Source organism: Exiguobacterium sp. KRL4 (assembly GCF_001870785.1).
Lineage (GTDB): Bacteria > Bacillota > Bacilli > Exiguobacteriales > Exiguobacteriaceae > Exiguobacterium_A.
Window position 1 is genome coordinate 239,229 of the sequence record NZ_MOLV01000001.1, and the last position, 25,265, is coordinate 264,493.

At 47.5% G+C, this 25,265-nt stretch carries 24 protein-coding genes and 1 riboswitch; of the genes, 13 read left to right on the forward strand and 11 right to left on the reverse strand.

The annotated features are described in order from the left end of the window. Window position 1: 1 nt before the first annotated feature. Genes trpD through trpA form a run of 5 tightly spaced genes read left to right on the forward strand, consistent with a single transcriptional unit; the run spans window position 2 to window position 4,334 of the window. On the forward strand, window positions 2-1,021 hold the full coding sequence (gene trpD, locus BLD48_RS01145) for an anthranilate phosphoribosyltransferase (RefSeq protein ID WP_071498583.1): 1,020 nt from the start codon (window positions 2-4) through the stop codon (window positions 1,019-1,021). Further along, entirely contained in the window at window positions 1,018-1,794 is a 777-nt protein-coding gene (gene trpC, locus BLD48_RS01150; protein ID WP_071498584.1) for an indole-3-glycerol phosphate synthase TrpC, read from the forward strand. Before trpD ends, trpC begins: the two co-directional genes overlap by 4 nt. Then, window positions 1,781-2,359: a phosphoribosylanthranilate isomerase gene (locus BLD48_RS01155; protein ID WP_071498585.1), complete on the forward strand. Its 579-nt coding sequence runs from the start codon at window positions 1,781-1,783 to the stop codon at window positions 2,357-2,359. Before trpC ends, BLD48_RS01155 begins: the two co-directional genes overlap by 14 nt. Further along, window positions 2,356-3,555, forward strand: a complete 1,200-nt coding sequence (trpB, locus tag BLD48_RS01160; protein ID WP_071498586.1) for a tryptophan synthase subunit beta — start codon at window positions 2,356-2,358, stop codon at window positions 3,553-3,555. The genes BLD48_RS01155 and trpB overlap by 4 nt, the downstream gene beginning before the upstream one ends. Next, window positions 3,555-4,334 carry a tryptophan synthase subunit alpha gene (trpA, locus tag BLD48_RS01165; RefSeq protein ID WP_071498587.1) on the forward strand — a complete coding sequence of 260 codons (780 nt, stop codon included), beginning with the start codon at window positions 3,555-3,557 and terminating at the stop codon, window positions 4,332-4,334. The genes trpB and trpA overlap by 1 nt, the downstream gene beginning before the upstream one ends. Window positions 4,335-4,413: 79 nt before the next feature. Here the strand turns inward: trpA and BLD48_RS01170 are convergent, their stop codons facing one another. The 6 genes from BLD48_RS01170 to BLD48_RS01195 all read right to left on the reverse strand — a co-directional run bounded on the left by BLD48_RS01170 (window position 4,414) and on the right by BLD48_RS01195 (window position 13,315). Beyond that, entirely contained in the window at window positions 4,414-6,402 is a 1,989-nt protein-coding gene (locus BLD48_RS01170; protein WP_071498588.1) for a penicillin-binding transpeptidase domain-containing protein, read from the reverse strand. Window positions 6,403-6,529: 127 nt separating this feature from the next. After that, window positions 6,530-7,246, reverse strand: coding sequence for a peptidoglycan DD-metalloendopeptidase family protein (locus BLD48_RS01175; protein WP_026831074.1), 717 nt, complete (start codon window positions 7,244-7,246; stop codon window positions 6,530-6,532). A 326-nt stretch (window positions 7,247-7,572) separates the two neighbouring features. Then, window positions 7,573-8,463 carry a diacylglycerol/lipid kinase family protein gene (locus BLD48_RS01180; RefSeq protein ID WP_071498589.1) on the reverse strand — a complete coding sequence of 297 codons (891 nt, stop codon included), beginning with the start codon at window positions 8,461-8,463 and terminating at the stop codon, window positions 7,573-7,575. A gap of 119 nt (window positions 8,464-8,582) precedes the next feature. Then, entirely contained in the window at window positions 8,583-10,058 is a 1,476-nt protein-coding gene (locus BLD48_RS01185; RefSeq protein WP_071498590.1) for an alanine/glycine:cation symporter family protein, read from the reverse strand. A 273-nt stretch (window positions 10,059-10,331) separates the two neighbouring features. Then, on the reverse strand, window positions 10,332-12,149 hold the full coding sequence (gene abc-f, locus BLD48_RS01190; protein ID WP_083412214.1) for a ribosomal protection-like ABC-F family protein: 1,818 nt from the start codon (window positions 12,147-12,149) through the stop codon (window positions 10,332-10,334). A 281-nt stretch (window positions 12,150-12,430) separates the two neighbouring features. After that, the gene (locus tag BLD48_RS01195; RefSeq protein ID WP_071498591.1) at window positions 12,431-13,315 is read right to left on the reverse strand and encodes a DUF1002 domain-containing protein; all 885 of its coding nucleotides are present in this window, start codon (window positions 13,313-13,315) and stop codon (window positions 12,431-12,433) included. A gap of 190 nt (window positions 13,316-13,505) precedes the next feature. Beyond that, a riboswitch (TPP riboswitch) is annotated at window positions 13,506-13,611 on the forward strand. Between the two features lie 73 nt (window positions 13,612-13,684). On the opposite strand from BLD48_RS01195, the gene tenA reads away from it, so the two are divergent. Next, a complete protein-coding gene (tenA, locus tag BLD48_RS01200) occupies window positions 13,685-14,401 on the forward strand; it encodes a thiaminase II (RefSeq protein WP_071498592.1) in 717 nt (238 codons plus the stop codon). Window positions 14,402-14,486: 85 nt separating this feature from the next. Here tenA and BLD48_RS01205 read toward each other — a convergent pair whose 3' ends face one another. Beyond that, a complete protein-coding gene (locus BLD48_RS01205) occupies window positions 14,487-15,260 on the reverse strand; it encodes a sporulation protein (protein WP_071498593.1) in 774 nt (257 codons plus the stop codon). Window positions 15,261-15,379: 119 nt separating this feature from the next. On the opposite strand from BLD48_RS01205, the gene BLD48_RS01210 reads away from it, so the two are divergent. From BLD48_RS01210 to BLD48_RS01235, 6 genes are all read left to right on the forward strand, one after another. Next, window positions 15,380-16,564, forward strand: a complete 1,185-nt coding sequence (locus BLD48_RS01210; protein WP_071498594.1) for a class I SAM-dependent methyltransferase — start codon at window positions 15,380-15,382, stop codon at window positions 16,562-16,564. Between the two features lie 32 nt (window positions 16,565-16,596). Continuing rightward, the gene (locus BLD48_RS01215) at window positions 16,597-17,022 is read left to right on the forward strand and encodes a BrxA/BrxB family bacilliredoxin (protein ID WP_071498595.1); all 426 of its coding nucleotides are present in this window, start codon (window positions 16,597-16,599) and stop codon (window positions 17,020-17,022) included. A gap of 309 nt (window positions 17,023-17,331) precedes the next feature. Next, a complete protein-coding gene (locus tag BLD48_RS01220; RefSeq protein ID WP_071498596.1) occupies window positions 17,332-18,108 on the forward strand; it encodes a transporter substrate-binding domain-containing protein in 777 nt (258 codons plus the stop codon). A gap of 60 nt (window positions 18,109-18,168) precedes the next feature. Further along, window positions 18,169-18,825, forward strand: coding sequence for an amino acid ABC transporter permease (locus BLD48_RS01225; protein ID WP_071498597.1), 657 nt, complete (start codon window positions 18,169-18,171; stop codon window positions 18,823-18,825). A gap of 13 nt (window positions 18,826-18,838) precedes the next feature. Beyond that, entirely contained in the window at window positions 18,839-19,561 is a 723-nt protein-coding gene (locus BLD48_RS01230) for an amino acid ABC transporter ATP-binding protein (protein ID WP_071498632.1), read from the forward strand. 54 nt (window positions 19,562-19,615) lie between these two features. Beyond that, window positions 19,616-20,221 (forward strand): HD domain-containing protein, encoded by a 606-nt coding sequence (locus BLD48_RS01235; RefSeq protein WP_071498598.1) that lies wholly within the window; start codon window positions 19,616-19,618, stop codon window positions 20,219-20,221. A 49-nt stretch (window positions 20,222-20,270) separates the two neighbouring features. Here BLD48_RS01235 and BLD48_RS01240 read toward each other — a convergent pair whose 3' ends face one another. The 4 genes from BLD48_RS01240 to BLD48_RS01255 all read right to left on the reverse strand — a co-directional run bounded on the left by BLD48_RS01240 (window position 20,271) and on the right by BLD48_RS01255 (window position 24,063). Continuing rightward, window positions 20,271-20,984, reverse strand: a complete 714-nt coding sequence (locus BLD48_RS01240; RefSeq protein ID WP_071498599.1) for a ZIP family metal transporter — start codon at window positions 20,982-20,984, stop codon at window positions 20,271-20,273. Window positions 20,985-21,133: 149 nt separating this feature from the next. Further along, window positions 21,134-21,898, reverse strand: a complete 765-nt coding sequence (fadH, locus tag BLD48_RS01245; protein WP_071498600.1) for a 2,4-dienoyl-CoA reductase — start codon at window positions 21,896-21,898, stop codon at window positions 21,134-21,136. A gap of 87 nt (window positions 21,899-21,985) precedes the next feature. Further along, window positions 21,986-22,921 (reverse strand): manganese-dependent inorganic pyrophosphatase, encoded by a 936-nt coding sequence (locus tag BLD48_RS01250; protein ID WP_071498601.1) that lies wholly within the window; start codon window positions 22,919-22,921, stop codon window positions 21,986-21,988. A 56-nt stretch (window positions 22,922-22,977) separates the two neighbouring features. Continuing rightward, window positions 22,978-24,063 (reverse strand): N-acetylglucosaminidase, encoded by a 1,086-nt coding sequence (locus tag BLD48_RS01255; RefSeq protein WP_071498602.1) that lies wholly within the window; start codon window positions 24,061-24,063, stop codon window positions 22,978-22,980. 78 nt (window positions 24,064-24,141) lie between these two features. Between BLD48_RS01255 and BLD48_RS01260 the strand changes: the two genes are divergently transcribed. Beyond that, entirely contained in the window at window positions 24,142-25,095 is a 954-nt protein-coding gene (locus BLD48_RS01260) for an aromatic acid exporter family protein (RefSeq protein ID WP_071498603.1), read from the forward strand. The last annotated feature ends 170 nt before the right edge of the window (window positions 25,096-25,265 follow it).

Here is a 25,265-nt window from a genome sequence, read left to right on the forward strand (position 1 = left end):
AATGAAGGACGTATTGACGAAGTTAACGAATGCCAACCATCTCCGTTATGAAGAAATGCAACAGGCTGCGCGCCAATTGTTTGCGACGGATGTCACGGACAGCGAAATCGCCGCCTTTCTCGTCGCCTTAAAAGCAAAAGGGGAAACCGCAGAAGAATTAGCAGGTCTTGCCTCGATCATGCGTGAAGTCGCACTCGACATTCCGGTGACGGGAACGGACTTCATCGATAACTGTGGCACGGGGGGCGACGGCTCCCAGTCGTTTAACATCAGCACGACGGCTGCGTTTGTGTTGGCCGGCGCCGGGGCGAAGGTCGCGAAACACGGAAACCGAAGTGTTTCCAGTAAAACCGGCAGTGCCGATGTGCTCGAAGCGCTCGGTGTGAAGTTAGATGAGACACCGGAAGAACTGGCGGCATTGCTTGAGACGAACGGAATCGCCTTCTTATTCGCACAACGGATGCATCCTCGTGTCAAACAAATCATGAAGGTGCGGCGCGACTTACGAATTCCAACGATTTTTAATCTGATTGGACCGTTGACGAATCCGGTGCCGCTAAAGACACAGTTACTCGGCATTTATCGGGAAGACTTGCTTGAGACGATGGCCTTGACGTTACATCGGTTAGGACGAAAACGAGCTATCGTTCTCCATGGCGCCTGTGGGATGGATGAAGCGTCACTAGCCGGGACGAACCAACTGGTCCTGCTCGACCAAGGTGAATTGATCCGGTTCAGTTTACATCCGGAGGAAGTCGGTCTGCAGGTCGCGCCGATTGAAGCCATCCGCGGCGGAACAGCAGCAGAAAACGCGAACATTCTCTTACGGGTCTTGCAGGGAGAAACCGGTCCGTACCGCGATACGGTTTTACTCAATGCCGGAATCGCCTTGTTCGCCGAAGGTCGCGTTCAAACGATTCGTGAAGGAATCGAACGGTCGGCAGAGAGCATCGACTCCGGTCGGGCACTTGAAAAATTACAATACTTGCAACGAATGAAACAAGAGGAGGCAATCGGATGAATATCTTAGACCGTATCATCGACACGAAACGACTTGAAGTCGCACAATTGAAAATGAATGGGGTCCCTTCAGCGGAGCACCGCCCGTTAAATCCATCCATCCATCAATCACTCGGTGGAACCGATTTATCAGTCATCGCGGAAATCAAACGGGCTTCACCTTCAAAAGGCGATATCTCGTTGAACGTCGATCCTGTGGCACAAGCCAAACGGTATGCCGCCAGTGGCGCGACCGTCATCTCGGTCTTGACGGATCAGACGTATTTTAAAGGGAGCATGGAAGATCTGGCAGCCGTCGCCACAGCTGTCGACGTGCCCATCCTGTGCAAGGATTTTATGATTGACCGAATTCAAATTGATCTGGCGAAAGCGCACGGAGCGAGTTTGATTCTGTTGATCGTCGCGGCCCTCGATGATGACACGTTACACGACCTGTATGACTATGCGTATGCAAGCGGGCTCGAAGTCTTGGTCGAAGTTCATGATGCGACGGAACTCGAGCGAGCGGAACAGTTGCAGGCGAAGATCATCGGCATCAACAACCGCAACCTGAAGAAATTCGAAGTGAGTCTCGACACGTCGCTTGCGTTGCTCAAGACGAAGTCACCGGATGTCCGGTATATCAGCGAAAGTGGGATCAAGACAGTCGAGGAAGCCAAAATGTTGCATGCAGCCGGAGCGGATGGGATTTTAATCGGTGAAACCCTGATGCGAGCGGAAGATCCGGCTGATTTCATTCAAGCTGTCAGTGGAGTCAAACATGACACGCATTAAATTTTGTGGTCTGAAACGAATGGAAGACGTGCGCTACGCGGTTGACCGGGCCGACTATATCGGCTTTGTCTTTGCGCCGAGCAAACGCCAAGTCACGCTGGCGCAAGCAGAGACACTCCGGGCACAGATTCCCGAAACGGTTCAAGTCGTTGGTGTGTTCGTCTCACCGACGAAACAAGAGGTCGAGGAAGCGATTGAGCAGGTTGGGCTTGATCTGATCCAGCTCCATGGACCGGTCGCAGACGAGCTGTACTACGAGAAACGGGTGCCGATCATTCAGGCGCTCTCGGCGGATGCAATCGATGCGATTCATCCGAAAGCGGATTTTGTCTTGTTTGATGCACCGGAAGCGGGCAGCGGGCAAACGTTTGATTGGACGACCGATTTACAGACGGATCAACCGATGTTCGTCGCGGGTGGTCTGCGGGCAGATAACGTCGGACAAGTGATCGAACGATATGAACCGTTTGCCGTCGATGTCTCAAGCGGAATTGAAACGAGTGGTCAAAAAGATCTGAAAAAAATGCAGGCATTTCATGATGCCGTAAAGGAGACTTTTAAATGACACGTTATTCACAACCTGATGCACTGGGGCAATACGGAATCTACGGAGGACGTTATATTCCGGAAACGTTGATGCAAGCCGTCCTTGAACTGGAACAAGCCTACGCCGAAGTGAAAGAAGATCCGGCGTTTCACGAACGGATGAATGATTTACTCGAAAACTACGTCGGTCGAAAAACACCGCTCTATTATGCCGAACATTTGACACGGGCCATCGGCGGCGCCAAAATCTATTTGAAACGCGAAGACTTGAACCATACAGGCGCCCATAAAATCAACAATACGATTGGTCAAGCCTTGCTTGCTGAACGAATGGGGAAACGAAAAATCGTCGCGGAGACCGGTGCCGGACAACATGGTGTTGCGACAGCGACCGTCTGTGCTCTGCTTGATTTAGAATGTGTCATTTTCATGGGAGAAGAAGATATTCGCCGTCAGGAACTCAACGTCTTCCGGATGGAGTTACTCGGCGCGAAAGTCGTTTCCGTGACACAAGGAAGCCGGACGTTAAAAGACGCCGTCAATGAAGCGTTACGTTACTGGGTCAAACATGTCGATGATACGCATTACTTGATGGGCTCCGTCCTCGGACCACACCCGTTCCCGGAAATCGTCCGTGATTTCCAAGCCATCATCGGTCAAGAGACGCGGGCACAAATCCTTGAAAAAGAGGGGAAATTACCGGAAGCGATCGTCGCTTGTGTCGGCGGAGGAAGTAATGCAATCGGGATGTTCCATCCGTTCATCGAGGATGAAGACGTCGCATTGTACGGAATTGAAGCAGCCGGAAGTGGACTGGATACTGATAAACACGCGGCGACGATGTCAAAAGGGGAAGTCGGGGTTTTACATGGTTCGATGATGTATCTGTTGCAAGATGACCATGGTCAAGTGACGGAAGCCCATTCGATTTCAGCCGGACTGGATTATCCCGGTGTCGGCCCCGAACATAGTCTGTTAAAGGATATTGGCCGTGTCCAGTATGAGGCCGTCACGGATCAACAGGCACTGGATGCCCTGCAATTACTGTGTCAAAAAGAAGGTATCATCCCAGCGCTTGAAACGGCTCATGCCATTGCCCATGCAACAGAACTTGCCAAAGGGATGCAACCGGAAGAAGTCGTCGTCATCTGTCTGTCAGGACGCGGCGATAAAGATGTCATGACAGTCAGAAATGCTTTGAAGGGGGAAGCCTGATGCGTTTAGAACAAGCAATCCGAACCGTTAATCAACGTGGTGAAAAAGCGTTTATTCCCTATGTGATGGGAGGAGATGGAGGAATCGAGCGGTTGCCCGGTATCCTGGCATTTCTTGAAAAATCAGGAGCGACGGCGATTGAAGTGGGTGTCCCGTTTTCTGATCCCGTCGCGGATGGTCCTGTCATTCAAGAAGCAGGATTACGTGCTTTGGCAAAACAGGTCAGTCTAAAAGATGTGCTGGAAGCGATCCGGATTGCGCGTCAGTCGACGACCGTTCCGATTGTCGTCATGACGTATTTAAATCCGATTTTCCGGTATGGGATCGACAGCTTCCTTGCAACGTGTCGTGAAGTCGGAGTCGATGGTTTAATCATTCCGGATTTGCCACTTGAGCAGAGCGACCAGTTTTTTGCAGGACGCAACAAACAAGATATCGCCCTTGTTCAACTCGTGTCCTTGACGAGTCCGATTGAACGGATTGAGAAACTGGCAACCCACAGTGAAGGGTTCCTTTACGCTGTCACCGTCAACGGGACGACAGGAGGGCAAACGCACTTCGGTGATGCATTAGAAGAGCACTTGGCGAAAGTCGCTCAACTGAGTCCGGTTCCTGTCTTAGCTGGTTTTGGGATTAGTACACCGGAACATGTCCGTCAACTCAGCACAAGTGTTGCCGGCGTCATCGTCGGGAGCAAAATCGTCGAGTTACTGCACCAAGGTGATGAAGCCGCCATCGAACAATTGATGGCCGCCCGGTTACCCGATGTGACGGTGTAAGTTGATTTGAAAATGACGGACTGACAAGTCAGTCGTCGGAACAAAAAAGGTGCCGGGATTTCAAATCCGGGCACCTTTTTTATTTTTTGGCATGGCTTTTCAAGACATCTGCGACAAGACCAGACACGTATGGACTCCCACGGTCTTCTTGTTCGACGGACTCAATCATGATGGCGACAAGTAAGTTTTTTTTGTCATCATCATAACCGACGAAAAAGCCGTTCTCTTGTCCGTTTTCTTCGCCTGCCTTTTTCAATTCGGCCGTCCCGGTCTTTCCGACGACCTTGACTTCTGGAATGTCTGCCGGAAGCGGATATCCGGCATGGACGACGTCATAAAGATCGTCCCGGATCATCGCGGCATCTTTTGCGTCGAGAAGGTCTTTTTTCCAAACCTGCTTGGTTTTTTCTTCCGTCAATAATGTCGGTCGGTAAATGATACCGTCTGTCAGGAAAATTTCGTACATCGAAGCCAGATGGAGGATGTTCGTCAACATCTGCCCCTGTCCGTAAGACGTATCCATCAATTGACCATCAGACGCAATCGAACCATCGTTTGAGATTTGTGAAGCACGCATCGGATACGTGAAGGGAATCTTTTCTCCGTATCCTAACGCTTCAAGACCGGACGTAAAGGCTTTTGTTCCAATCTGTTCCAACGTTGATTTCGCAAAATAGATATTGTCCGAGTAGACCAGTGCATTATGCAGATTGACAGGGTCCGGTGTCTCGTGGATCCGAGTGACGTTAAAACCATCAATCTTTGTTTTCAACCCGTCAATCGTGTAGGCTTTTTCGGGATCAAGCGTTTTACTCTTGAGACCGACTGCTGCCGTCAATGGTTTTTGGGTCGATCCGGGTGCGAACGCACTCGTAAATCGGTTAAGCAAGGGTTGATCCGGATTTTTTGTCAACGCATCAAGGCGTGATTGCGAAATCCCGGTCGTGAACTCGGACGGATCAAACCCGGGTGAGCTGAGGAGCACACGGGTCTCACCGGTCCGTGGATCGATTGCAGCGGCCGTTCCTGGATCGTCTTTCATCGTTTTGTACGTCTGCTGTTGTAATGTGCCGTCAATCGTCAGCTGGATGTCCTGTCCATCCTTTGCTTCAGTTTCTGCTACATCAATGGTTGTGTCATCTGGTTTAATGATCTCGATCCGGGCACCGGCCGTGCCGCGTAATGTCTCATCAAGCACTTGTTCGAGTCCCCGTTTTCCAACTTGTTCCCCGACCTGAATCGTTTGTTTTGATTGTTTGATCTCATCTGCTGTCGCGGAACCGGTATATCCGATCAGATGTGAAGTCGCCGTGCCGAATGGATACGTCCGGACTTCAGTTTCCTTGATACTGACACCATCGACTTGCTCGAGTCGTGTCAGTTGTGATTTGGCATCAGCAACATAGGTCTTCAGCGGAACGAATTGTCCGTCTTTGACCCAGCTTGCACCGAGTGCATCTTCGATCGAGGAAACGGGTCGATCGAGTAATTTCGCAAGTGTCGAAACATCTTTGAGTTGTCCTGCGATCGCCCCGACTTGAGCCCCTGTATCCGTCGTCGCGAGTGGTCTTTTTTCGGAGTCGAGGAGGTCACCTCGTTTCGCCTCAAGAGTCGTTAACTGCACACGATCGTCTTTCTTAAAATCCTTCAGGACAAAGGATGAATCCCAATCGATATACCAGTTTTCCGATTCACCCTGTTTTTCGAACGTCAATGGAACTTGTTTGTCATAGGAAACAGCTCCTGCTAACGTCTCAAACGAAATCTTGACGGGTAAGCTTGCTCTTTTGGAATCTTCATTTTCCGTCGATTTCAACCGTTTTACAGAAAGCTCCTCGATGTCTAATGAAGCGGCTAACTTTTTGGTCCGTTCAATGAATTCTTTTTTACCATAGGTGCTTTTAGTCTGTTCACTGGCATACTCCGCATACATCTTGTCGTAATCTTGTTTTTCCCATAACTTGATGTAGGCATCTAATCGTTCCTCCGCTGTCGGTGCATCCTGGCAACCGGTCAGAACAACGAGACCGAGCGTAGTCGAAAGTAGGAGCGGGATTGTCTGCTTCAAGATGATTCCTCCTTTGAACAACATAGTATTTGTTACCACCGTACCATTCTTTTCCCGGGATTTCATCTCGAACGAAACACAAAAAACTCACGCGAATGAGGACATTCGCGTGAGAGCAACAAAACGATCAGTTAAAGTAGTTGAGTGGATTGACACTGTTTGCAGCAGAAGAAGCGCTGTAAACATAGTTTCCCCGGTGCATTTCAAAGTGAAGGTGTGATCCAAAAGAATTTCCGGTATTGCCGATATTCCCGATTCTCGAACCCTTGGCGATCTTTTGTCCAACGGAAACAGCTCGGCTACTCAAGTGAGCATAAACAGTCGTATAAGATAATCCGTTGACTGTATGTTTCATCATGATGTGGTTGCCGTAAGCACCATAATACCGTGATGTGATGACCGTACCGGCAGCGGACGCATAAACAGGGGTACCCGTCGGAGCAGCGATATCGATTCCATTATGGAACGTGTAACCGTACGTACCGCTAGCGGCACCGTATCCTTGTGCGATTCGTCCGCTAGCGGGGCGGGAAAAGCCGCTTGATGCTTTTGACGCAGTTGTGACACTGTATTTTTTAGCGTATGTAGAAGAGATGTAACGTGATGTACCACCGTAAGAAATTTTTGTCCATGAGCCGGAAACACCTAGATAATTGAAAGTTTGTCCTGAATTGACACTACCGACGACCTTGTAAGCGGTCGAAGGGCCCGTCCGGACGCGTAAACCATCTGCTGTTACTTTTACTTTGTACGTTGTCGCTGCGTCAACTTTTTGGGTAGTCGTTGTAGCGAAACCAGAAACCATCAGTGCTGTCATTGTCATAGTTGTAATCATGCGTTTCATGTAGAAGTTCCTCCTAGAAGTGTGAAAGGCGACGGACGATTATGTAAGGGAACAAGCCCTTTCAAAGTTGTAAGATACAGAGCATTATGTATTTAATATGTATAAATATTTTCTTGATAGAATGATTATAGCATCGCAAATAACACAAAAATATTTCAGTTTCATTGCAAGATTATAGTTGTATAACATATATTGTAATGGATAATATTTCATTTAGTAGGTGAATTTAATTTTAATAAAATAGAATAAATAAGCTGTTTTTTGAATAAACGTCAAAAAACGTGACGATGCGAAGTACACATCCTCACGTATATAGGAAAAAAGACTTAGTTGGAAACAGGTGCAAAAACGGTCAAATGTTGACTTAAGACTTGGACTGTTACAGGAAGGTGCCCTGCCGTATCGCCATCCGCGTTGATCGGGAGACGTTCTTTCGAATCGATACGGACTTCTTTTGTCGTAAAATAATCGACTTGATCGGCATCTGAGATTTTTCCGGTCAATAATTTCGGTAACGCTTGAAGGGCATCAAAGAAGCCAAGCTGCTTGACGATGAAGACATGTAACAGACCATCATCGACACGCGCTTCCTTAGCAAACGATTCGAAACCGCCAACTGAATTTGTCAGGGAAATGATTAAAAGCGGTGTTTCACCATCAAATGATTTTTCGGCTGCTGTCAATTGAATCGGATAGGGACTATGATCTTTAAACGCTTTTAATCCTTCAATGAAGTAAGCGACCGAACCGAGTGACGTTTTTTGCTCGACGCTGACTTCTTCGACGGCTTCAGCAATCAATCCGACAGCGATGACATTCATGAAATAATGATCATCATATTTTCCGATATCGAGCAGGCGAGAAGGGGCATCTTCTAAAACACGGATTGCCTCTTGTGGATCGGTTGGGATATTCAAGGCACGCGCTAAGTCATTGACCGTTCCGAGTGGGACGATACCGAGCGTCGGGCGGTAGTCTTGTTCCGCGATGCCCGTGACGACTTCATTGACCGTTCCGTCTCCGCCCATGGCGACAACAGCGTCATAGTGTCCGGTTGCGGCTTGTTTTGCAAATTCTGTTGCATCTAATTCTTTTTCTGTAAAGCGGACATCGACTTCCGTAAATCGTTGCGCTAATGTTCCTTCCGCGAGTTCCGCATGTTTCTTTCCGAGTTCTTTACCAGATGATGGATTGATGATGAGCATGACTTTTGACAAGTTCAGTTCCTCCTTTGAATCTAACTCTTTCTATTTTCCCAACATGACATAAACATAATCCTAGACAGAAAAAAACCTTGCACACCACTGGAATCGTGATATGCAAGGGGAAGTTCAAATTAGCGACGTGCGATTGGCGGTGGTGAAGCTTCACCTGCTGCAGGACGGATGACTTCTTCATCGTCCCAACACTCTGTATTTTCAATGCCCAGTGCTTTCGCAGAGAAGACAGGATCAAGTCCTTTTTTCCGTTGTTCTTGGTAATCATTGATGACTTTAAGAGCGACTCCACCTAGAAGCGAGATAGCTGTCAAGTTGATCAATGTCATACCCGCCATGAAGAGATCGGCAAAGCTCCAAACCATCCCGAGGCTGAGGACTGAACCGATGAAGACGAATGCCATCGTAGCAATCCGGAAGCCGAAAACAGCAGCCGGACTATTTTTGATGAATTCGATGTTCGTTTCGCCGTAGTAGTAGCTGCCGACGATTGAACTGAAAGCAAACAAGAAGACACAAATGGCAATAAAGGCTGGAGCGACCGCACCAAGCTGTTCGCCTAACGCATTTTGTAGCATCTCGATGCCTTCGCCGTTACCAGACGCATAACTATCGCTGAGTAAGACGATGGCAGCAGTTGCTGTACAGACGATCAACGTATCGAGGAAAACACCAAGTGTCTGGAGGAATCCTTGTTTCGCAGGGTGTGAAACTTCAGCAGCAGCAGCTGCGTTCGGTGCTGATCCCATACCGGCTTCGTTTGAGAAGAGACCACGTTTGACACCAAGTGAGATCGCAGCTCCGACCGATCCGCCGAAAGCCTGTTCGATCCCGAAGGCACTCTTGAAGATCATCGCGAAGACGCCTGGAATTTCTGTCAGGTTTGTGACGACGACGAAGATAGCGGCAATGAGGTAAAGTCCTGCCATGACCGGAACAACGATGGCAGAGAACTTCGCGACACGGTGGACGCCTCCGAAGATGACGAGTCCTGTCAAGACAACGAGTACGCCGCCGACAACTGCTTTGTTGATGCCAAATGCATTATCAAATGCTGCTGCAATTGTATTCGATTGAACCGAGTTGAAGATCAGACCAAATGTGACGGCAATCAAAATCGCAAAGACGATTCCAAGCGCCCGGTTTTTCAGACCTTTTTCGATGTAGTAAGCCGGTCCGCCGCGGTAAGCATTTGTTTTTGTATCGCGGACTTTATAGACTTGCGCAAGAGTACTTTCAATCAGTGCGGTTGCTCCACCGAGTAAAGCGACCATCCACATCCAGAACACGGCACCCGGTCCACCAAGCGTGATGGCAATCGTGACACCGGCCAGGTTACCCGTACCGATTCGTGTTGCGGCCCCAATGAAGAACGATTGGAGTGATGTGATGCTTTCTCCTTCGTCATCTGTCGTTTTTTCATTTTTATCGAGTGTCACACGGAACATTTCTTTTAAGTACCGGAACTGAATGAATTTTGTCCGAATCGTAAAGTAGATGCCGACTCCGATCAGTGCCGCGATTAAGATATAAGACCATAACAAGTTGTTCGCAAAATCGACTCCTGATTGTATTGCTTGTTGAAAGGCATCCATTTGAAAAATTCCTCCTAAGGTTTTTTTGTGAAGATAAAATAGCTATACGTTGAATTATACAAATTTTCAGATAATTAGCAAGTGAAATTTTAAAACTTTTTTTCGTAACTTAATTTGATTAATTATTTAGAATGTGGAAGACGTGGTTTTTACTGGGGCGAATAAAAAACCTGCCGCATTGTTTGCGACAGGTCGAAAATGGCTTTCTAAAACGTGTTTAGGTTATTCCAACGTAAGCAGTTGTTCGTATAGGTGATTGATTTGTCGAGTCAGTTACTCGCGTAACGTATATAGTTCTGAAACTTTACTATAGTCTTGTGTCGCTTCTAATTGTTGATCGAGTAGGGCGACTTCTGCTTCTGACCGTTGAATAGTCTCTTCGAGTTGTGAAGTCGTCGACGGAGACTGGATCGGATTTTTCTGCTGACGATTCGTGGACAGTGGTTTATGCATGTTAGCCGTCACCGTGACAGCAGAACGTTCCTGCCGTTTAGAAGCAGCGTATTCATAAGCACCATGGAACACGTCGATCGTCTGATCGAGCCACAAGGTTTTTGAAAACAGGCGATTTAAAAAATAACGATCGTGGGAAACGGCGATCAACGTTCCGTCAAAGGATTCCAGAGCTTCTTCTAAGGCGTCCCGCGAATCGATGTCCAAATGATTCGTCGGTTCATCCAAGATGAGTACATTCAGATCGGAATGGACTAAAATGGCCAGCATCAGACGCATGCGTTCACCACCGCTTAATGCCGTGACAGGCAAGAAGACACGAGGACCAAAAAAGAGAAACTGGGCGAGTCGTTGGCGAGCCGTTCCTTCATCAACGTGAATCTGTGAGCGGAACACATCAATCAAACGATCCGCATCAGGAAACGTAATATGCTGGGACAAATAACCGATTTTGACAGAAGGGCCACGTAAGATCAGACCTGTCGTCGGCTCGATCTTTCCGAGTAGCAGGTGCAGGAGAGTCGATTTACCACTTCCGTTTGCACCGACGATGGCCAATCGATCTTTTGCCATCACTTCAAACGTGACGGACTGGAACAATGTACGTTCGGAAAAGGAAACCCCGACGTCCTCTAACCGATAGACGGTTTGACTTGTCTTGCCGTGTGCCGAAAAAACGAGATCCGGAGTTTCGGCTTCGAGCTGTGGACGTTTGATCCGTTCAATCCGTTCAAGTGCCCGTTCCATAGACTTTGCTTTTCGAAACAGTTTTTCACTTGGCGGAGACGCTTCGTTCGCCCATTGCCGCAGGCGGCGGATCGCATCCTTCATTTGCTTGATCTTTTTTTGTTGTTCCTGATAAGCATGAAATTGTTCTAAAAGAAGTCGTTCTTTTTCTGCTACATAGTGGGTATAGTTTCCTCGGTACAAATGAAGTTGTCCGTCCTCCAGTTCAACGATTCGCGTCACGACACGATCAAGGAACACCCGGTCGTGCGAGACGAGGAGGACGGCGCCGGGATAACTTGATAAAAAGGATTCAAGCCATTCAACGGCTTCTAAATCCAAATGATTAGTTGGTTCATCGAGAATCAACAATTCCGGCTCGGTCAACAACATCCTTCCGAGACAGATTTTTGTCTGTTCACCGCCACTGAGTTGCTCGAACGGACGGTCCAAGAGAGCGTGAAGCTGCAAACCGTTAATCATCCGTTCAATTTTAGAATCCAGTAAATATCCGCCTTGGCGCTCGAAAGCTTCCGTCTCCTGCGTATAGCGTTCAAGCAACCGTTCGATTTGATTCGTTTCCGACGCCATATCCTGTTCAATACGTTGCAGGGAACGACGTAAATCAACAAGCGGAGCAAATGCAGTCCAAAGGACGTCAAGTCCTGTCATCGACCTGTCAAAGACAGGGATTTGTTCCAAATATCCGATGGATAGACCACTTTTTCTGTAAATCGTTCCACCATCTTCTGAATCAAGTCGGGCGATCAAACGTAAAAGTGTCGTTTTTCCACTTCCGTTTCGACCGATCAATCCGATACGGTCGTGTTGTTCGATAAAGAGAGACACATCCGTTAAGATGTCGTCACCTCCGAATTGTTTAGTAAGGTGTTGTAGGTCGCAAATCATCATCTAGAAAATTCCTCTCTAGCGCATCAAAAAAGGAGAGCGCAAACAGCACTCTCCTACAAACGGTGGAAGATACGCTTTGCTTTATTTTTCAACTATGGAGTTCCTTTAAAAAGGGCAGACGTGTCCCTTAGAACGCCATTTCATGAAAAATCGCGCGTAACAGATACAGTTGTTCCATCAACCAATGCGTACACGCAGCAAAACCCATTCCTCCACACCACCTTTTCGTTTTCGATACGTTCATTTTACCATGTGTGAGCGAGCAGAAGAAAGAGATATTTTTATTTGAACCAACCTGAAATCGAGTTAAAAAAACTGCTGAGTGCATCGAATAATTTAGCAAAAAAACCTTTTGTTTCTTCCGAAGTGGCGAATGCCTGAATGTCCTGCCCCGCATCTTTCAGACCACTCTCGATTTGACCCCAGTTCAGGTCGGCTTGCTCCATTTGATTGAATAACCCGGTCAGGCGATCCATCTGCGCATCTGACAGATTGATGTTATTGTTTTGGATGACTTGAACGATGACGTTTTCAATCTCGACTTTTGTTTCCGGTTTTTGTTTTGCGATTTCGGCTTTGATTTCGTTCATCAAGTCGGCGACTTTATCCGTCCCGACCGTCTTTCCGACGTCTGAAGTCACGGAAAGTTCTTGCTGGGCAAGGTCTTTTCGTTCATCCGTCAGTTTGATGCCGGTCTCGGCAGATGTTTGATCGTACGCTTTCATGATCCCGGTCAAAGCGGACGTTCCGGTTACTTTATAAGGAGACGTGATGGTAATGTCGGCATCCGTCACACCGGCCGTGACGAGGGCGTTCAAGTACATATCTTTTGTCACCCAGGTGATATTCTCTGTAGCGACCGATAATCCATCACCTTTTTCAGCCAGTTCAATTTTGGCCGAGGAATACATTCCGCCACCACGTTGCGACTGGGGAATGTTTTTGCCAAGGTATTTTTCTTCGTCCGCCGATGTTGCAATGATCGGCGTGATGCCTTCCGGTGCATTCAGGCGCGACAGGACCCATGCTTTATCCTTAGCTCCGAGCGACTCACCCAGTGTGATAATCGTTTTGTCGACGATTTGCTCAGCCGACGCAGCCGTCGGAAGCAGTAAAGTCGTAGCAAGCAATGCAGATGCCGTCCATGTCATTGTTTTATTCATCATCATAAATTCCTCCGTAAGTTAAGTATCAGGTACTAAGTTCAGTCTAATCGACCGTCTTCAGAAGAGAATCGGTCTAAAGGACGAGCGGACGTCCACCTTCCGCCATGTCCATTGTACAAAAAAAAGGACGGAAATGACGAGAAAGGGTCAATTAAACGTTAAATCATGCTAAAATCAAAACAAATCAAATAGCGACCACTAGGGGAGTCAGTAGGCTGACTGAGACGACGAAGACGTTCGGACCCTTTGAACCTGATTAAGTTTGGACTTACGGAGGGAAGTGGCGTGGATGATCCTCTTTTCATGGTCTTTTCACGTCATGCCTGACATCGGGTGTGGCGTTTTTTGATGAATAAAGGGGGAAACGACATGACATTCAGTGAAGAAATCCGACAAGCGGCACAACAGTATTGGGACAGTAGCTTTACCCATCCGTTCGTGACAGGAATCGGAGACGGCACCTTGCCGGTAGCGAAGTTTCGCCATTACGTCCTGCAAGACGCCTATTACTTAAAACATTTTGCGAAAATTCAGGCACGGGCCGCGTCGAAGGCAGAGGACTTCGCGACGATCGCTGAACTGGCCGAGCATGCGACATCGACTTACGCGGCAGAACTGAGTCTGCACCAATCGTTTTTTGAACCGCTTGAGATCTCGAACGATACGTTGGCTGAGTTCGAACCGGCACCGACAGCATATGCGTATATTTCGCATATGCACCATGCAAGTGAAGGAACGCTCGGGGAGACCATCGCTGCTATTTTACCGTGTTACTGGCTCTACTATGAGATCGGACAACAATTACAAGCAGCGACACCGGCTTCACCGATTTATCAACAATGGATTGCGACATACAGTTCGGAATGGTTCGAGCGGGTTGTCTTTGAACAAATCGATCGTCTGAATGATTTGGCGGAGCGGGCGAGTGCCGAAGAACGGGAACGGATGAAACAACATTTCGTCAAAAGTTGTTATTACGAATTGATGTTTTGGCAGATGGGCTGGACGGAAGAGACGTTTGAGCAGACGTATCGTCAGGCGATCGAGACCCCTTCGTCGACAGGAAGGAATAGGGAGCTAAACTAAAGAAAAACATTAAAAAACTGAACGATCCCACCCTGGAAAGGGAGGATTCGTTCAGTTTTTTGTCTGGTCGGTCGGTAAATTATTTTTAGCTATGACGTTCGATCAAATCAGCAAGGCGCTGTTTGACGGTAGCAGCGTTACGTAACTCCTGATTCGATAGCGACAGCGTCGTCATCGTTTCGTCAGCTCCCGCCATCTCACTGAACAGTGAGCCTAAGCTATGGGCACGGCGATCGATTTGTAAGACAATATCAATACCGGACCGGTCTTGCAGCATGATGACTTCGATTTCATCGAGCTTATGCGCATAGTGTGTTCCACGCGCTGAATATTCGAGTTCTTGGGCAATCGGCAGATCTTTCCGGAAGCGCCCCGGAAGTTTTTCTGTATCAGCTTTTTTTAAGCGGAATCCGAGATCTTCCATCGCTTCGAGGATGACCGATTGGTGATCGTTGGCTTTGACGACGACGGCATCATGGTCGGACGGATCGACGGCTTGTGCGATATCGAGACCTGTCTCGATCCAGGATTTGGACTGGCTGACAGATAAGGGGGTATTAAAAGGGACTTGAAGCGTAAACGGAATTTCCCGTTCGACGCCAGCTTCAATCGTAAAGGCCGCTTCGTTTAAAGCGAACCGATCGAGTGTGAACGTCGTAAAGGCCGTGTTGTCACCGACTTCTTCTTTATATTGAGTGTTAAAGGCGAGGTAAATCCGGTCGATTTCCTGATCGACGCTGCCACCTTTGATGTGAACGACACCTTGAATCGTTCCACCGGGTTCACACTGGTCTTGTTCAAGTCGTGTATCGACCGTCGCGGCACCAATACCGATTTGGGAAAGAATTTTTTTGAACATGTTGTTTTCCTCCTTCAGGAATGAAGTAATCGTTTTTGAAATAAAGCTGACTTGCTTGTCGAACGGGAGTGAATTTGCTACAGTTTCGAAAGAACAAACAAAAAAGGACGGGACGATACGTGGAATTACACCAACTAAAAGATTTGCTTACCGAAAAACTGCAAGCCACATCCCTCATACACGCGACGATTAGCGGACCGCGTCTCAAATCAAATGATCTACGTCGAATCAAGTTAAAACCGATTCTATTAAGAGATACGTATGCGATCCAGTTAGAGTTTCAACATGAACGGATCATTAAGCATGAGAATTTAAGTATAGAAGACTTTATTTTACGAATGGATGAATATTTTGATGAATTTCGTCAATTTTTATTTCGATTCGAGACAGAAGAACTACAATTCCAACTGTCGAAGAAAATGAAAGTATCGCTTAAGACGACGGTCAAAGACCGTCTGCAAGCCGAACTATCGCATAATCGGAAGAAAAGCCACTTGTTAGAAGACGGAATACCGGTACCCTTTTTGATTCGTTTAGGAGTCATGACGGAAAATGGACAAGTCAAACGACAAAAATACGATAAGTTCAAACAGATCAACCGGTTCCTTGAATTCGTCGAAGACAGCATCACGGCATTACCGACAGGCCGAACAATTCGGATTTTAGACTTTGGGTGTGGGAAGTCGTATCTGACGTTTGCTTTGTATCATTATTTGAAAGTCGTCAAAGGATTTGATTTGAACATCACGGGTCTGGATCTCAAAAAAGAAGTCATCGAAGAATGTACAGAAATCGCACGCGATCTTGGATACGATGATTTGACGTTCCGTGTCGGTGACGTCCACGACTACGATCAAGAAACGGAAGTGGATCTGATGGTGACGTTACACGCGTGTGACGTCGCGACGGACGTTGCCTTGGCCCGTGCCGTCGATTGGAACGCCTCCGTCATTCTCAGCGTACCGTGTTGTCAAAAGGAACTGAATCGGCAACTGGAGTGTTCACCGCTTGATGTGATGCTTCAACACGGATTAATTAAAGAAAAATTTGCATCGCTTGCGACCGATTCAATTCGAGCGGAATTGTTGACGCTCGTTGGTTATGAGACACAACTGTTGGAGTTCATCGACCTTGAGCATACGCCGAAAAACATCTTAATCCGCGCCTATAAAAATCAGAAACGGCCATCAGAAGAAAAAATCGATCGGTATCTGGCTTTTCGGAACCTGCTTCAAGCACAACCTTACCTCGAACGTGAATTAAGCGACAGACTTGGACAGATTTCATCGAAACTCGTACAATAAAGTAGACAACGAAATAAGGGGGAAATAATACAATGGATTTTCAAATGTATTTTGAAGATGTCGTTCAGACGGCACGTAAAGAAGCAGCAGCTGCAGGTTTTGAAGAACTGACGACTGCTGAAAGCGTCGATGAGGCAATGAAACGTGAAGGATTGACACTAGTCCTCGTCAATTCGGTTTGTGGATGTGCAGGTGGGATCGCTCGCCCTGCGGCAGCCTACATCAACCGGATGGAAGGTGTGAAACCGGATCATTTCGTGACCGTGTTTGCAGGACAAGACCGGGAAGCAACGGACCGGGCACGTGAATACTTCGAAGGATATCCACCATCGTCACCATCGTTTGCCTTGATGCAAGATGGAAATATTCTTTCAATGGTCGAACGGTTTGATATTGAATCCTTTACGGCAGAAGAAGTTGTCGAGAAGTTAGAATCATTGATTGAAATTTACGCGTAATCCATTAAAAGCGCTGTTTCTGCATCTGGAAACAGCGCTTTTTTGTATGAAGTCGCTATCCCACTCATTCAAAAAGACATCAAACAAAAATAATTGAAAGCGTTATCAAAAAACATTTACCGGAAGATAACAAAGAAAATACATATTTTATGCATTATTTATATATATTTATGCTTTACAATGAATAAATATTCGTATATTCTAAAAGCAATAAATCAGGTCGAACTTTTTAGTATTGAATTAGAAAAAAACATAAGTCATACTATTGTTAAAGTTCTGACAATTGAGCGTTGGAAGGGGAATTTATTGATGAAAAAATTAGCAGCAACGGCAATGGCAGGCATTCTCGCCGTCACGATGGCAGCATGTGGCGCATCAGAGGAATCAACAGGCGGTACGACAAAGACGAGTGACAAAGTATTGACGATGGGAACGTCGGCAGATTACTTCCCGTTTGAATACATCGATACAGCAAAAGGTGATGACATCGTTGGTTTTGATGTTGCGATTGCAAAGGAAGTCACTAAAAATCTCGGCTATGACCTAAAAATCGAGGACATGGAGTTCGGTAGTCTTCTCGGAGCACTCAGTGCAGGGCGTGTCGATTTCGTCATGGCCGGTATGACGCCGACCGACGAACGGAAAAAGAATGCGGACTTTACGGATATTTATTTCCAATCTAAAAATCTTGTCATGACAAAGGATAAAGCAATCGCTTCGGATGACGAATTAAAAGGCAAGAAACTTGGTGTCCAGCTCGGTTCAATCCAGGAAGCATTAGCGAAAGACCGTTACAAAGACAGTGAAGCGGTCTCGTTAAACAAGATTCCGGAAATCATTCAAGAATTAAATACGGGCCGGATTGACGCCCTGATTATCGAAGATGCCGTCGCTGTTAAATACATGAATCAAGATAAGGCGTTAAAAACGTATGAAATCAAAGAAGACGGACCAACCGGTTCTGCCGTCGCCTTCAAAAAAGGAGACAAGATGCGTGACGATTTCAATAAAGAGTTGAAAAAGATGATCGACAATGGAGACATCGATAAACTCGCGGAAAAATGGTTCCAAAAAGAAGCAAAATAAGAGTAGTGCATAGGGGTGGGGGTAACCTCATCCCTTTTGTGCGACGTTAGGAGATTGGTTATGATAGACTTTACAAAGATTCAAGATTCAATCCCATATATTCTGCAAGGAATTCCAGTTCTATTTAAAGTCGTCATCGTCGCCGCGATTGCTGGTATGCTGATCGGAATCGTGGTCGCAGCGCTGAAGATTACAAAGAGTAAGTTCCTTCGATTCCTAGGTCATGCCTACACAGCAGTCTTCCGCGGAACACCATTAATTTTGCAACTGGCGATCATTCATTTTGGATTACCGCAGTTGACCGGATATGTGACGACCGGCTATCAATCCGCCATCATCGCTTTTTCCTTAAACTCGGGTGCCTATATCTCGGAAATTATCCGGGCCGGGATTCAAGCCGTCGACCGGGGACAATGGGAAGCAGCGGACGCCCTTGGTATTCCTTACATGAAACAGTTACGGTCCATCATCCTGCCGCAAGCCTTTAAAAATATCTTACCGGCTATCATGAATGAATTGATCACATTAACAAAAGAATCAGCTTTGATCTCGACGGTGGGTGTACTTGACGTCATGCGCCGGGCGCAAGTCGTCGGGGGAGAAAAAGCCTTGTATTTTGAACCGTTATTATTTGCAGGATTCGTCTATTTCGTACTTGTCATGGGATTGTCCTTGATTGGTCAACAAGTCGAAAAAGCTATGAGAAAGAGTGGGTAATCAGATGGAACCTATGATTCAAGTGACTGATCTGTATAAGCAGTTCGGAAAATTAGAAGTATTAAAAGGCATTACGACAACGGTCGGACGGGGAGAAGTCGTTGCCGTCATCGGACCGTCCGGATCCGGAAAATCAACCTTTTTACGATGCATCAATCTGTTAGAGAAACCAACCGGAGGTACGGTGAACGTCGCTGGTTTTGAACTGACGAAACCAAAGGCGAATATCGCGAAAGCCCGTCAAAATATCGGGATGGTGTTTCAACAGTTTAATCTCTTCCCGCATAAATCGGTTCTCGATAACTTGATTTATGCACCGATTAACGTGCTTGGGTTATCGAAGGAAGATGCCGTCAAACGGGCAGAAGTGTTACTCGAACGCGTCGGTTTGTCAGAAAAACGGGATAATTTTCCGAATCAGCTGTCCGGCGGTCAAAAGCAACGGGTCGCGATTGCCCGTGCCCTCGCGATGGAACCAAACGTCATGCTGTTTGACGAACCAACGTCAGCGCTTGACCCGGAAATGGTTAATGAAGTGCTTGACGTCATGAAAAAGTTGGCGGAAAGCGGGATGACGATGGTCATCGTCACGCACGAAATGGGCTTTGCAAAAGAAGTCGCCGATCGTGTTTTGTTCCTCGATGAAGGGATTTTGATGGAAGAAGGCAGTCCGATCGAATTGTTTGATCATCCGAAGACCGATCGGGCAAAAAAATTCTTAGAAAAAGTATTATGATGCAAAACGCTAACTCATATGAATGAGTTAGCGTTTTTTAAAAGAGGAGGAAGTATGTTGATCAAGGAAACAGAACAGTTTGTCAAAACATTTCATGCAAATGATTTTTCAGGGCATGATTATGCCCATATCGAGCGTGTCCGGAAGATGGCGTTACGGATTGCAACGCATGAAGGGGGAGACGTCCGAATCATCGAACTCGCGGCGTTGTTGCATGATGTAGCAGACAGTAAAATCGGGGGAACAAGTTCACGAGTCGATTCGTACCTGACACCCCGTGTGTCAACGAACGACCGTCACCATATCCTTGACATCATCAACAGCATGTCCTTTAAAGGCGGAGACCGGCCGCCGATGCAGACACTCGAAGGGAAAATCGTCCAGGATGCGGATCGTTTGGATGCGATCGGGGCGATTGGTATCGCCCGGACGTTTCAGTTTGCCGGACAATTCAAGGAACCGATGTATAGACCTGAATTAACCGCTCGACAACTGGGAGACCGGACGAGTCCGACAAGTGCCTTACATCATTTTGAGGAGAAGTTGTTACGGCTAAAAGATTTGATGAACACGGAAAAGGCAAAAATGATGGCCGAAGACCGCCACCAATATATGGTGGAGTTTGTGGAACGTTTTAAAGAGGAGTGGAGCGGCGATTGACAGCAACAAAACAGAGCTCCATTCCATTGTTGGAACGGAGCTCTGTTACTTAACTTAAGATGACGGCGGTAATCAAACCGAGTGAAGCGAACAGACCGACAATGGCGCCGCCTTCCTCGTGAGCTTCCGGCATCATCGTTGAGGCAAGCATCGCAATGATGCCCCCACTCGCAAAAGCGCCGATCATCGCAAATTGCATGTCAGGCAACTCAGCTAGGATCGAGTAACCGGCAAGCGAAGCAAGAGCGGAAATCAACCAGACAAGTCCCCACATCAACAGTATTTTTTTCTTGGAAAAACCATCTTTTTGTAAGCCGGTCGTACTCGATAGTCCTTCCGGGATATTGCTGACGAAAATTGCGGCGACAAGAGCCGCACTGACGTTTCCGGACAGTAGACTTGCCCCGATCATGATCGACTCCGGAATCGCGTCAAGAATCGTCCCGAAGAAGATTGCCGTTCCGGTGCCTTCATTCCCTCCGGACGACCGTTTTCGTTTACTCGCTCCACGCGAAGAAACGAACATATCAAACGCCGTAAAGACAAGAGAGCCGACGATGAAGGAGATCCCGACGACCATCGTCGTCGACTTATTTAAAGCCTCATCGAGCAATTCAAACGTTGCGGCTCCGATCAGGATGCCCGTTCCAAACGACATGACATAACCGATGATCCGTTGTTTCAGCGGGACGAATAAACCAATCAAGGCACCAATGACGACGGCACCACCGGCAATCGCCCCCCACATGAATGCTATTCCCATCCAATCCATCTCCTTGTCCAATCGATTACCTGTATTACTATTTTCCTGAAAAAATGATTGATAAACATAGCTAGTTGAGAAAATAACGGATAAACGAACCAGAAACCAAAAAAGTCTCCCGTCGACGAGATGAGAGACTGGCTGGCTCCTTAAAACGGTTGTTTATTTAACCAATGTCCACCATCGAGAGCGATACATTCCCCGTTTAAGTAACGTGCTTGATCGGACAGCATCCACGTCGCAAGGTCGGCAATTTCTTCGGGTGTCCCGAAGCGTCCGAGGGGGACGTTCCGGCGGATCCGTTCCGCATGTTCCGGGGACATGGCGAGTTTATCGGCACCGCCAGTCCGTTCGATCGGTCCCGGGCTGATCGCATTGATACGCGCTTGATACTTGTATCCCCACTCGACAGCCAAGGTCCGGGTGAGATTCAAGACGCCTGCTTTTGCTGCTGCGCTGGGGGCGACCCCAGGACCTGCCTGCCATGCGTACGAGGCGACGATGTTCAGAATCTGTCCACCCGAGACCCCATCTTCTTGCCAGCCTTTGACGAGGGCATGGGAACAGTTAAACGTCCCGTTCAGGACGATATCGATGACCGTTTTCCAGCCGTTGGGCGATAATTCATCCGTCGGGCAGATGAAATTGCCCGCAGCGTTGTTAATTAGGGCTTCGAGTCGACCAAATCGTTGCCGTGTTTGATTGACGGCTGCCATGCATGCTTCCGGATCACGCACATCCATTTGGATGACGGCATGGTCTCCTTGGATTTCCTGCAACGCGACGTCCGTTTGGTGTAATCGGTCTGCATCCCGACCGGTCACGACGACATTCCAACCGGCTTTTTTTAAAGTAAGGGCCATCGCTTTGCCCATTCCGCTCGTGCCACCTGTTACGAGTACTGTTTTTGTCATACATAAAACCCCCTTATAAACTGAATGAATAGCCATTCAATTTATGTATTCAAAAAAGAAGGAGCAAACTCCTTCTTTTTTCGTGAATTATTCTACTGCTAATGCCGTGTTCGTCAAGACAGGAACCACTTGTTTCTTACGGGAAACGACACCTTCTAGATAGAGAAGGTGATTTGTCGCATCGATTCCGAAGGCCCGTTCGACGAGTGAAGCTTCCGGTCCGAGGACAAGAGCAACGGAGTTGTTCGTCAAGATGTCCGTCACGAGTAACATGTACAAATCAAGGTCTTTTTCAGCGATCAATGATTCGATCCGTGCTTCGAGTTCTTCTTGACGCAATAAGACTTCTGCCGTATCAACGGTATTTGCCTGAGCGATCTCGACTTTAAAAGGTCCCATCGTAAATTCTTTTGCATCAAGCGCAATCAATTCATCGATTGTTTTTTTCGACAAGTCCGCACCGGCCTTGAGCATATCGAGACCATAGACGTTGGCATCGACACCTGCAATCATTGCGAGTTCACGTGCTGCGATGACGTCTTGTTCCGTGCATGTCGGTGATTTAAATAATAAGGAGTCCGAGACGATGGCAGACAACATTAAACCGGCAATTTCAGGTTTGATCGCCACACCGTGTTCTTTATACATCTTGTTTAAGATCGTTGTCGTACAGCCGACAGGTTCAGCGCGGTAATAGATCGGATCAGACGTCTCGAAATTGGCGATCCGGTGATGGTCGATGACTTCTGTCACTTTGACGGCATCGATGTCGTCGGCACTTTGTTGACGTTCGTTGTGATCGACGAGAATGACATGTTGGGCTTCCGTCGACACCTGTGTGACGAGACGGGGAATCGCCACCTTAAAATAATCAAGCGCGAATTGTGTTTCACCGTTGATGTCACCAAGGCGAATCGCTTCCGCGTGAACACCGAGTTCTTTTTTCAATTCGGCATAGGCAATCGCCGATGCAATCGTATCCGTGTCCGGATTTTTATGACCAAATACTAAAACTTTTTCCATGTGTATTCACTCCTAAATGATTGATGTCTCGCCCATTAGTGTACCATAAGTCCGATTTAGACGGCGTCCATTTTGACGAGGATCCCAGCGATTTTTTCGCTCCAATAGGGATCAGACGCATAAAAGACGTTCATCCCACGTGCCTTGTTCCCAAGAAAAGCACCTCGGTAATACTTCCCGTCTTCAGCCAAATAATCCCGGGCGATGAACTTGCCGGTTTTCCGGATCGAATCTTCAAAAGACGTATAGGCAGTCGCATTTTTGCCTGGAGCAATATCTGTCGCATTGACGCCAAACAGATTAAATTTATCCTGCGCAATTTCGGAACGTCCATAATTGGATTCATGAATCGCATGGGCCAGCAGATAGGCGGCATTGATTTGATGATCGCGTTCTACCTGTTTAAACGTCTTGCCGGTACCAATCAGCGGGCTGTCCGGTGCATTTTTCCGAATGTACGCATCAAGTTGTTTAGCGGTCAGTTCAGTAGCCTGACGTAAATCCTTTGTTAGTGTTTTTGATTCCACATACTTCGTCGTTCGTTCCGGTAACGAGGCAGGTGCCTGACCGGCTGTGATCAGTCCGCCGAGTCCCGCATCCGCGACGATGTAATGTAATAAACGATTGCCCCTTGTTTCGTAGTAGGAGCGCTTACTCGATCGCTCGAGCGGATACAGTGTCAGTCGATCGGAGTCGACGTATCCCGTCAGACCAGCGATTTCAATTCGGCTTGCCTGATCGTCATAGGTCAAGAGAGATAATCGACTGCCCGGTGCGACATACGTCAGTCGCTTGTTGAGGGTGCGATCGGCATAGATGTTGAGTGTCTCCGGTGCATCGACGATTCCGATCCCGCTTCCGGTCAAGTAGAGGTAACGGTCATCAGATGTTCGTTTGACCGCACCACGTCGTTCGTTGAGGAATGTTTTCGCTTCGTCAAAGGAATCAAATTCTTTTTCTTCGACGACCTTTCCGTCACGGTAGAGTTCAGCGATATAAGGGGAGGCCGGAGGAAGAATCGTCTGGGGTTTGTCCCGCAGCAGCACAAATAACAAGATGCCGAGCAAAAAGAAAAAGAGCAGTCCCTTCAGAGAGCCTGTTCGACGGACAGGACGAGTCGGGCGGATGGTGCGTTTAGTCAAAAAATCACGTCCTTCAAAAAAATCAATCGACAATCTGGGTAAAGAATAGGTAATCTAACAAAGAATGGAGGGGAATCTGTGGTTATTGGATATCGAACATTAAAGACCGCCGTCGCAGCGGCACTCGCCATGTGGATTGCGGAGAGGATGCAGCTGGATTATCATGTCTTTGCCGCCATCATCGCCATCCTGAGCATTCAAGCGACGCGGAAAAAATCATTCCGGGCATCCTATGAACGGATCATGGCCTCGCTGCTTGCGATTGGGCTTGGTTTTATCATCTTTGAAGTCATCGGCTACCGACCGATTGCGCTTGCACTTTATTTCATTTTATTTCTTCCGCTCACCCAACGCCTCCGTCTGCAGGACGGTTTTATTACGAGTGTCGTCATCCTGACCCATCTCTACACAGCGCGGCAATTGAATCTCGACATCTTTTTAAACGAGATTTATCTTTTGTTGATTGGAGTCGGAGTCGGATTGCTCGTCAACATGTATATGCCGAGTCTCGACCGGACGATCTCAGACCGCCGTCGCCAAATCGACCAACGGATTGCCGCCTTGTTTTTCGAAGTGGCGGCCGCAATCGAGACGGGACGGATCAATCAACATTCGTTGACGTTACACGAAACGGAACGGTTATTGAAAGAAGGGAAAGAGGCATCCTTAAAACGGATGGGCAATGCGATCGGCAGACGAAATGACGACGAAGACTATTCCTACTTCCGGATGCGGGAACAACAGTTTGAACTGTTGAACGGGATTGTCCGGAACGTCGATGACCTTGTCCTTGTCGTCGAAGAAGGAAAAAAAGTCGCCGACCTGTTTCGGACGATTGGTGACAATGTCCGACCCGATGCCGACGCAACGTTATTTTTGACAGAGTTAGAACGATTACTCGAAGAATTCCGGGCATCGCCTTTACCGACGACGCGGGACGAGTTCGAAGTCCGATCCGCCCTGCTCCACATGTTGCAGGAAACAGAACAATACTTACAATTGAAACAACGATTTGTCGATCAGAAGAGATAAAACATCGTCGATGCAAATGTTCCAATCAGGAAAATCGCTAAAATCGTAATCGTCGTCCATTTGATGACCCGTTGTTGTTTTGATGGTTTTGACATACAAAAACCACTCCTTTCGAATGAAATGTGATTATAGCTATTGTACAAACAACGCTTCTGAAGTGCAAATCGACC

What these genes read in the sequence shown, in the direction of transcription:
- BLD48_RS01195 (WP_071498591.1), bottom strand. Translation starts at nt 13,315, where the DNA reads ATGATGAATAAAACAATGACATGGACGGCATCTGCATTGCTTGCTACG.
- BLD48_RS01225 (WP_071498597.1), top strand. Translation starts at nt 18,169, where the DNA reads ATGATAGACTTTACAAAGATTCAAGATTCAATCCCATATATTCTGCAA.
- BLD48_RS01205 (WP_071498593.1), bottom strand. Translation starts at nt 15,260, where the DNA reads ATGTTCAAAAAAATTCTTTCCCAAATCGGTATTGGTGCCGCGACGGTC.
- fadH (WP_071498600.1), bottom strand. Translation starts at nt 21,898, where the DNA reads ATGACAAAAACAGTACTCGTAACAGGTGGCACGAGCGGAATGGGCAAA.
- BLD48_RS01235 (WP_071498598.1), top strand. Translation starts at nt 19,616, where the DNA reads ATGTTGATCAAGGAAACAGAACAGTTTGTCAAAACATTTCATGCAAAT.
- abc-f (WP_083412214.1), bottom strand. Translation starts at nt 12,149, where the DNA reads ATGATGATTTGCGACCTACAACACCTTACTAAACAATTCGGAGGTGAC.
- BLD48_RS01250 (WP_071498601.1), bottom strand. Translation starts at nt 22,921, where the DNA reads ATGGAAAAAGTTTTAGTATTTGGTCATAAAAATCCGGACACGGATACG.
- BLD48_RS01155 (WP_071498585.1), top strand. Translation starts at nt 1,781, where the DNA reads ATGACACGCATTAAATTTTGTGGTCTGAAACGAATGGAAGACGTGCGC.
- BLD48_RS01220 (WP_071498596.1), top strand. Translation starts at nt 17,332, where the DNA reads ATGAAAAAATTAGCAGCAACGGCAATGGCAGGCATTCTCGCCGTCACG.
- trpD (WP_071498583.1), top strand. Translation starts at nt 2, where the DNA reads ATGAAGGACGTATTGACGAAGTTAACGAATGCCAACCATCTCCGTTAT.
- trpB (WP_071498586.1), top strand. Translation starts at nt 2,356, where the DNA reads ATGACACGTTATTCACAACCTGATGCACTGGGGCAATACGGAATCTAC.
- BLD48_RS01230 (WP_071498632.1), top strand. Translation starts at nt 18,839, where the DNA reads ATGATTCAAGTGACTGATCTGTATAAGCAGTTCGGAAAATTAGAAGTA.
- tenA (WP_071498592.1), top strand. Translation starts at nt 13,685, where the DNA reads ATGACATTCAGTGAAGAAATCCGACAAGCGGCACAACAGTATTGGGAC.
- BLD48_RS01185 (WP_071498590.1), bottom strand. Translation starts at nt 10,058, where the DNA reads ATGGATGCCTTTCAACAAGCAATACAATCAGGAGTCGATTTTGCGAAC.
- BLD48_RS01240 (WP_071498599.1), bottom strand. Translation starts at nt 20,984, where the DNA reads ATGGGAATAGCATTCATGTGGGGGGCGATTGCCGGTGGTGCCGTCGTC.
- BLD48_RS01215 (WP_071498595.1), top strand. Translation starts at nt 16,597, where the DNA reads ATGGATTTTCAAATGTATTTTGAAGATGTCGTTCAGACGGCACGTAAA.
- trpC (WP_071498584.1), top strand. Translation starts at nt 1,018, where the DNA reads ATGAATATCTTAGACCGTATCATCGACACGAAACGACTTGAAGTCGCA.
- BLD48_RS01175 (WP_026831074.1), bottom strand. Translation starts at nt 7,246, where the DNA reads ATGAAACGCATGATTACAACTATGACAATGACAGCACTGATGGTTTCT.
- trpA (WP_071498587.1), top strand. Translation starts at nt 3,555, where the DNA reads ATGCGTTTAGAACAAGCAATCCGAACCGTTAATCAACGTGGTGAAAAA.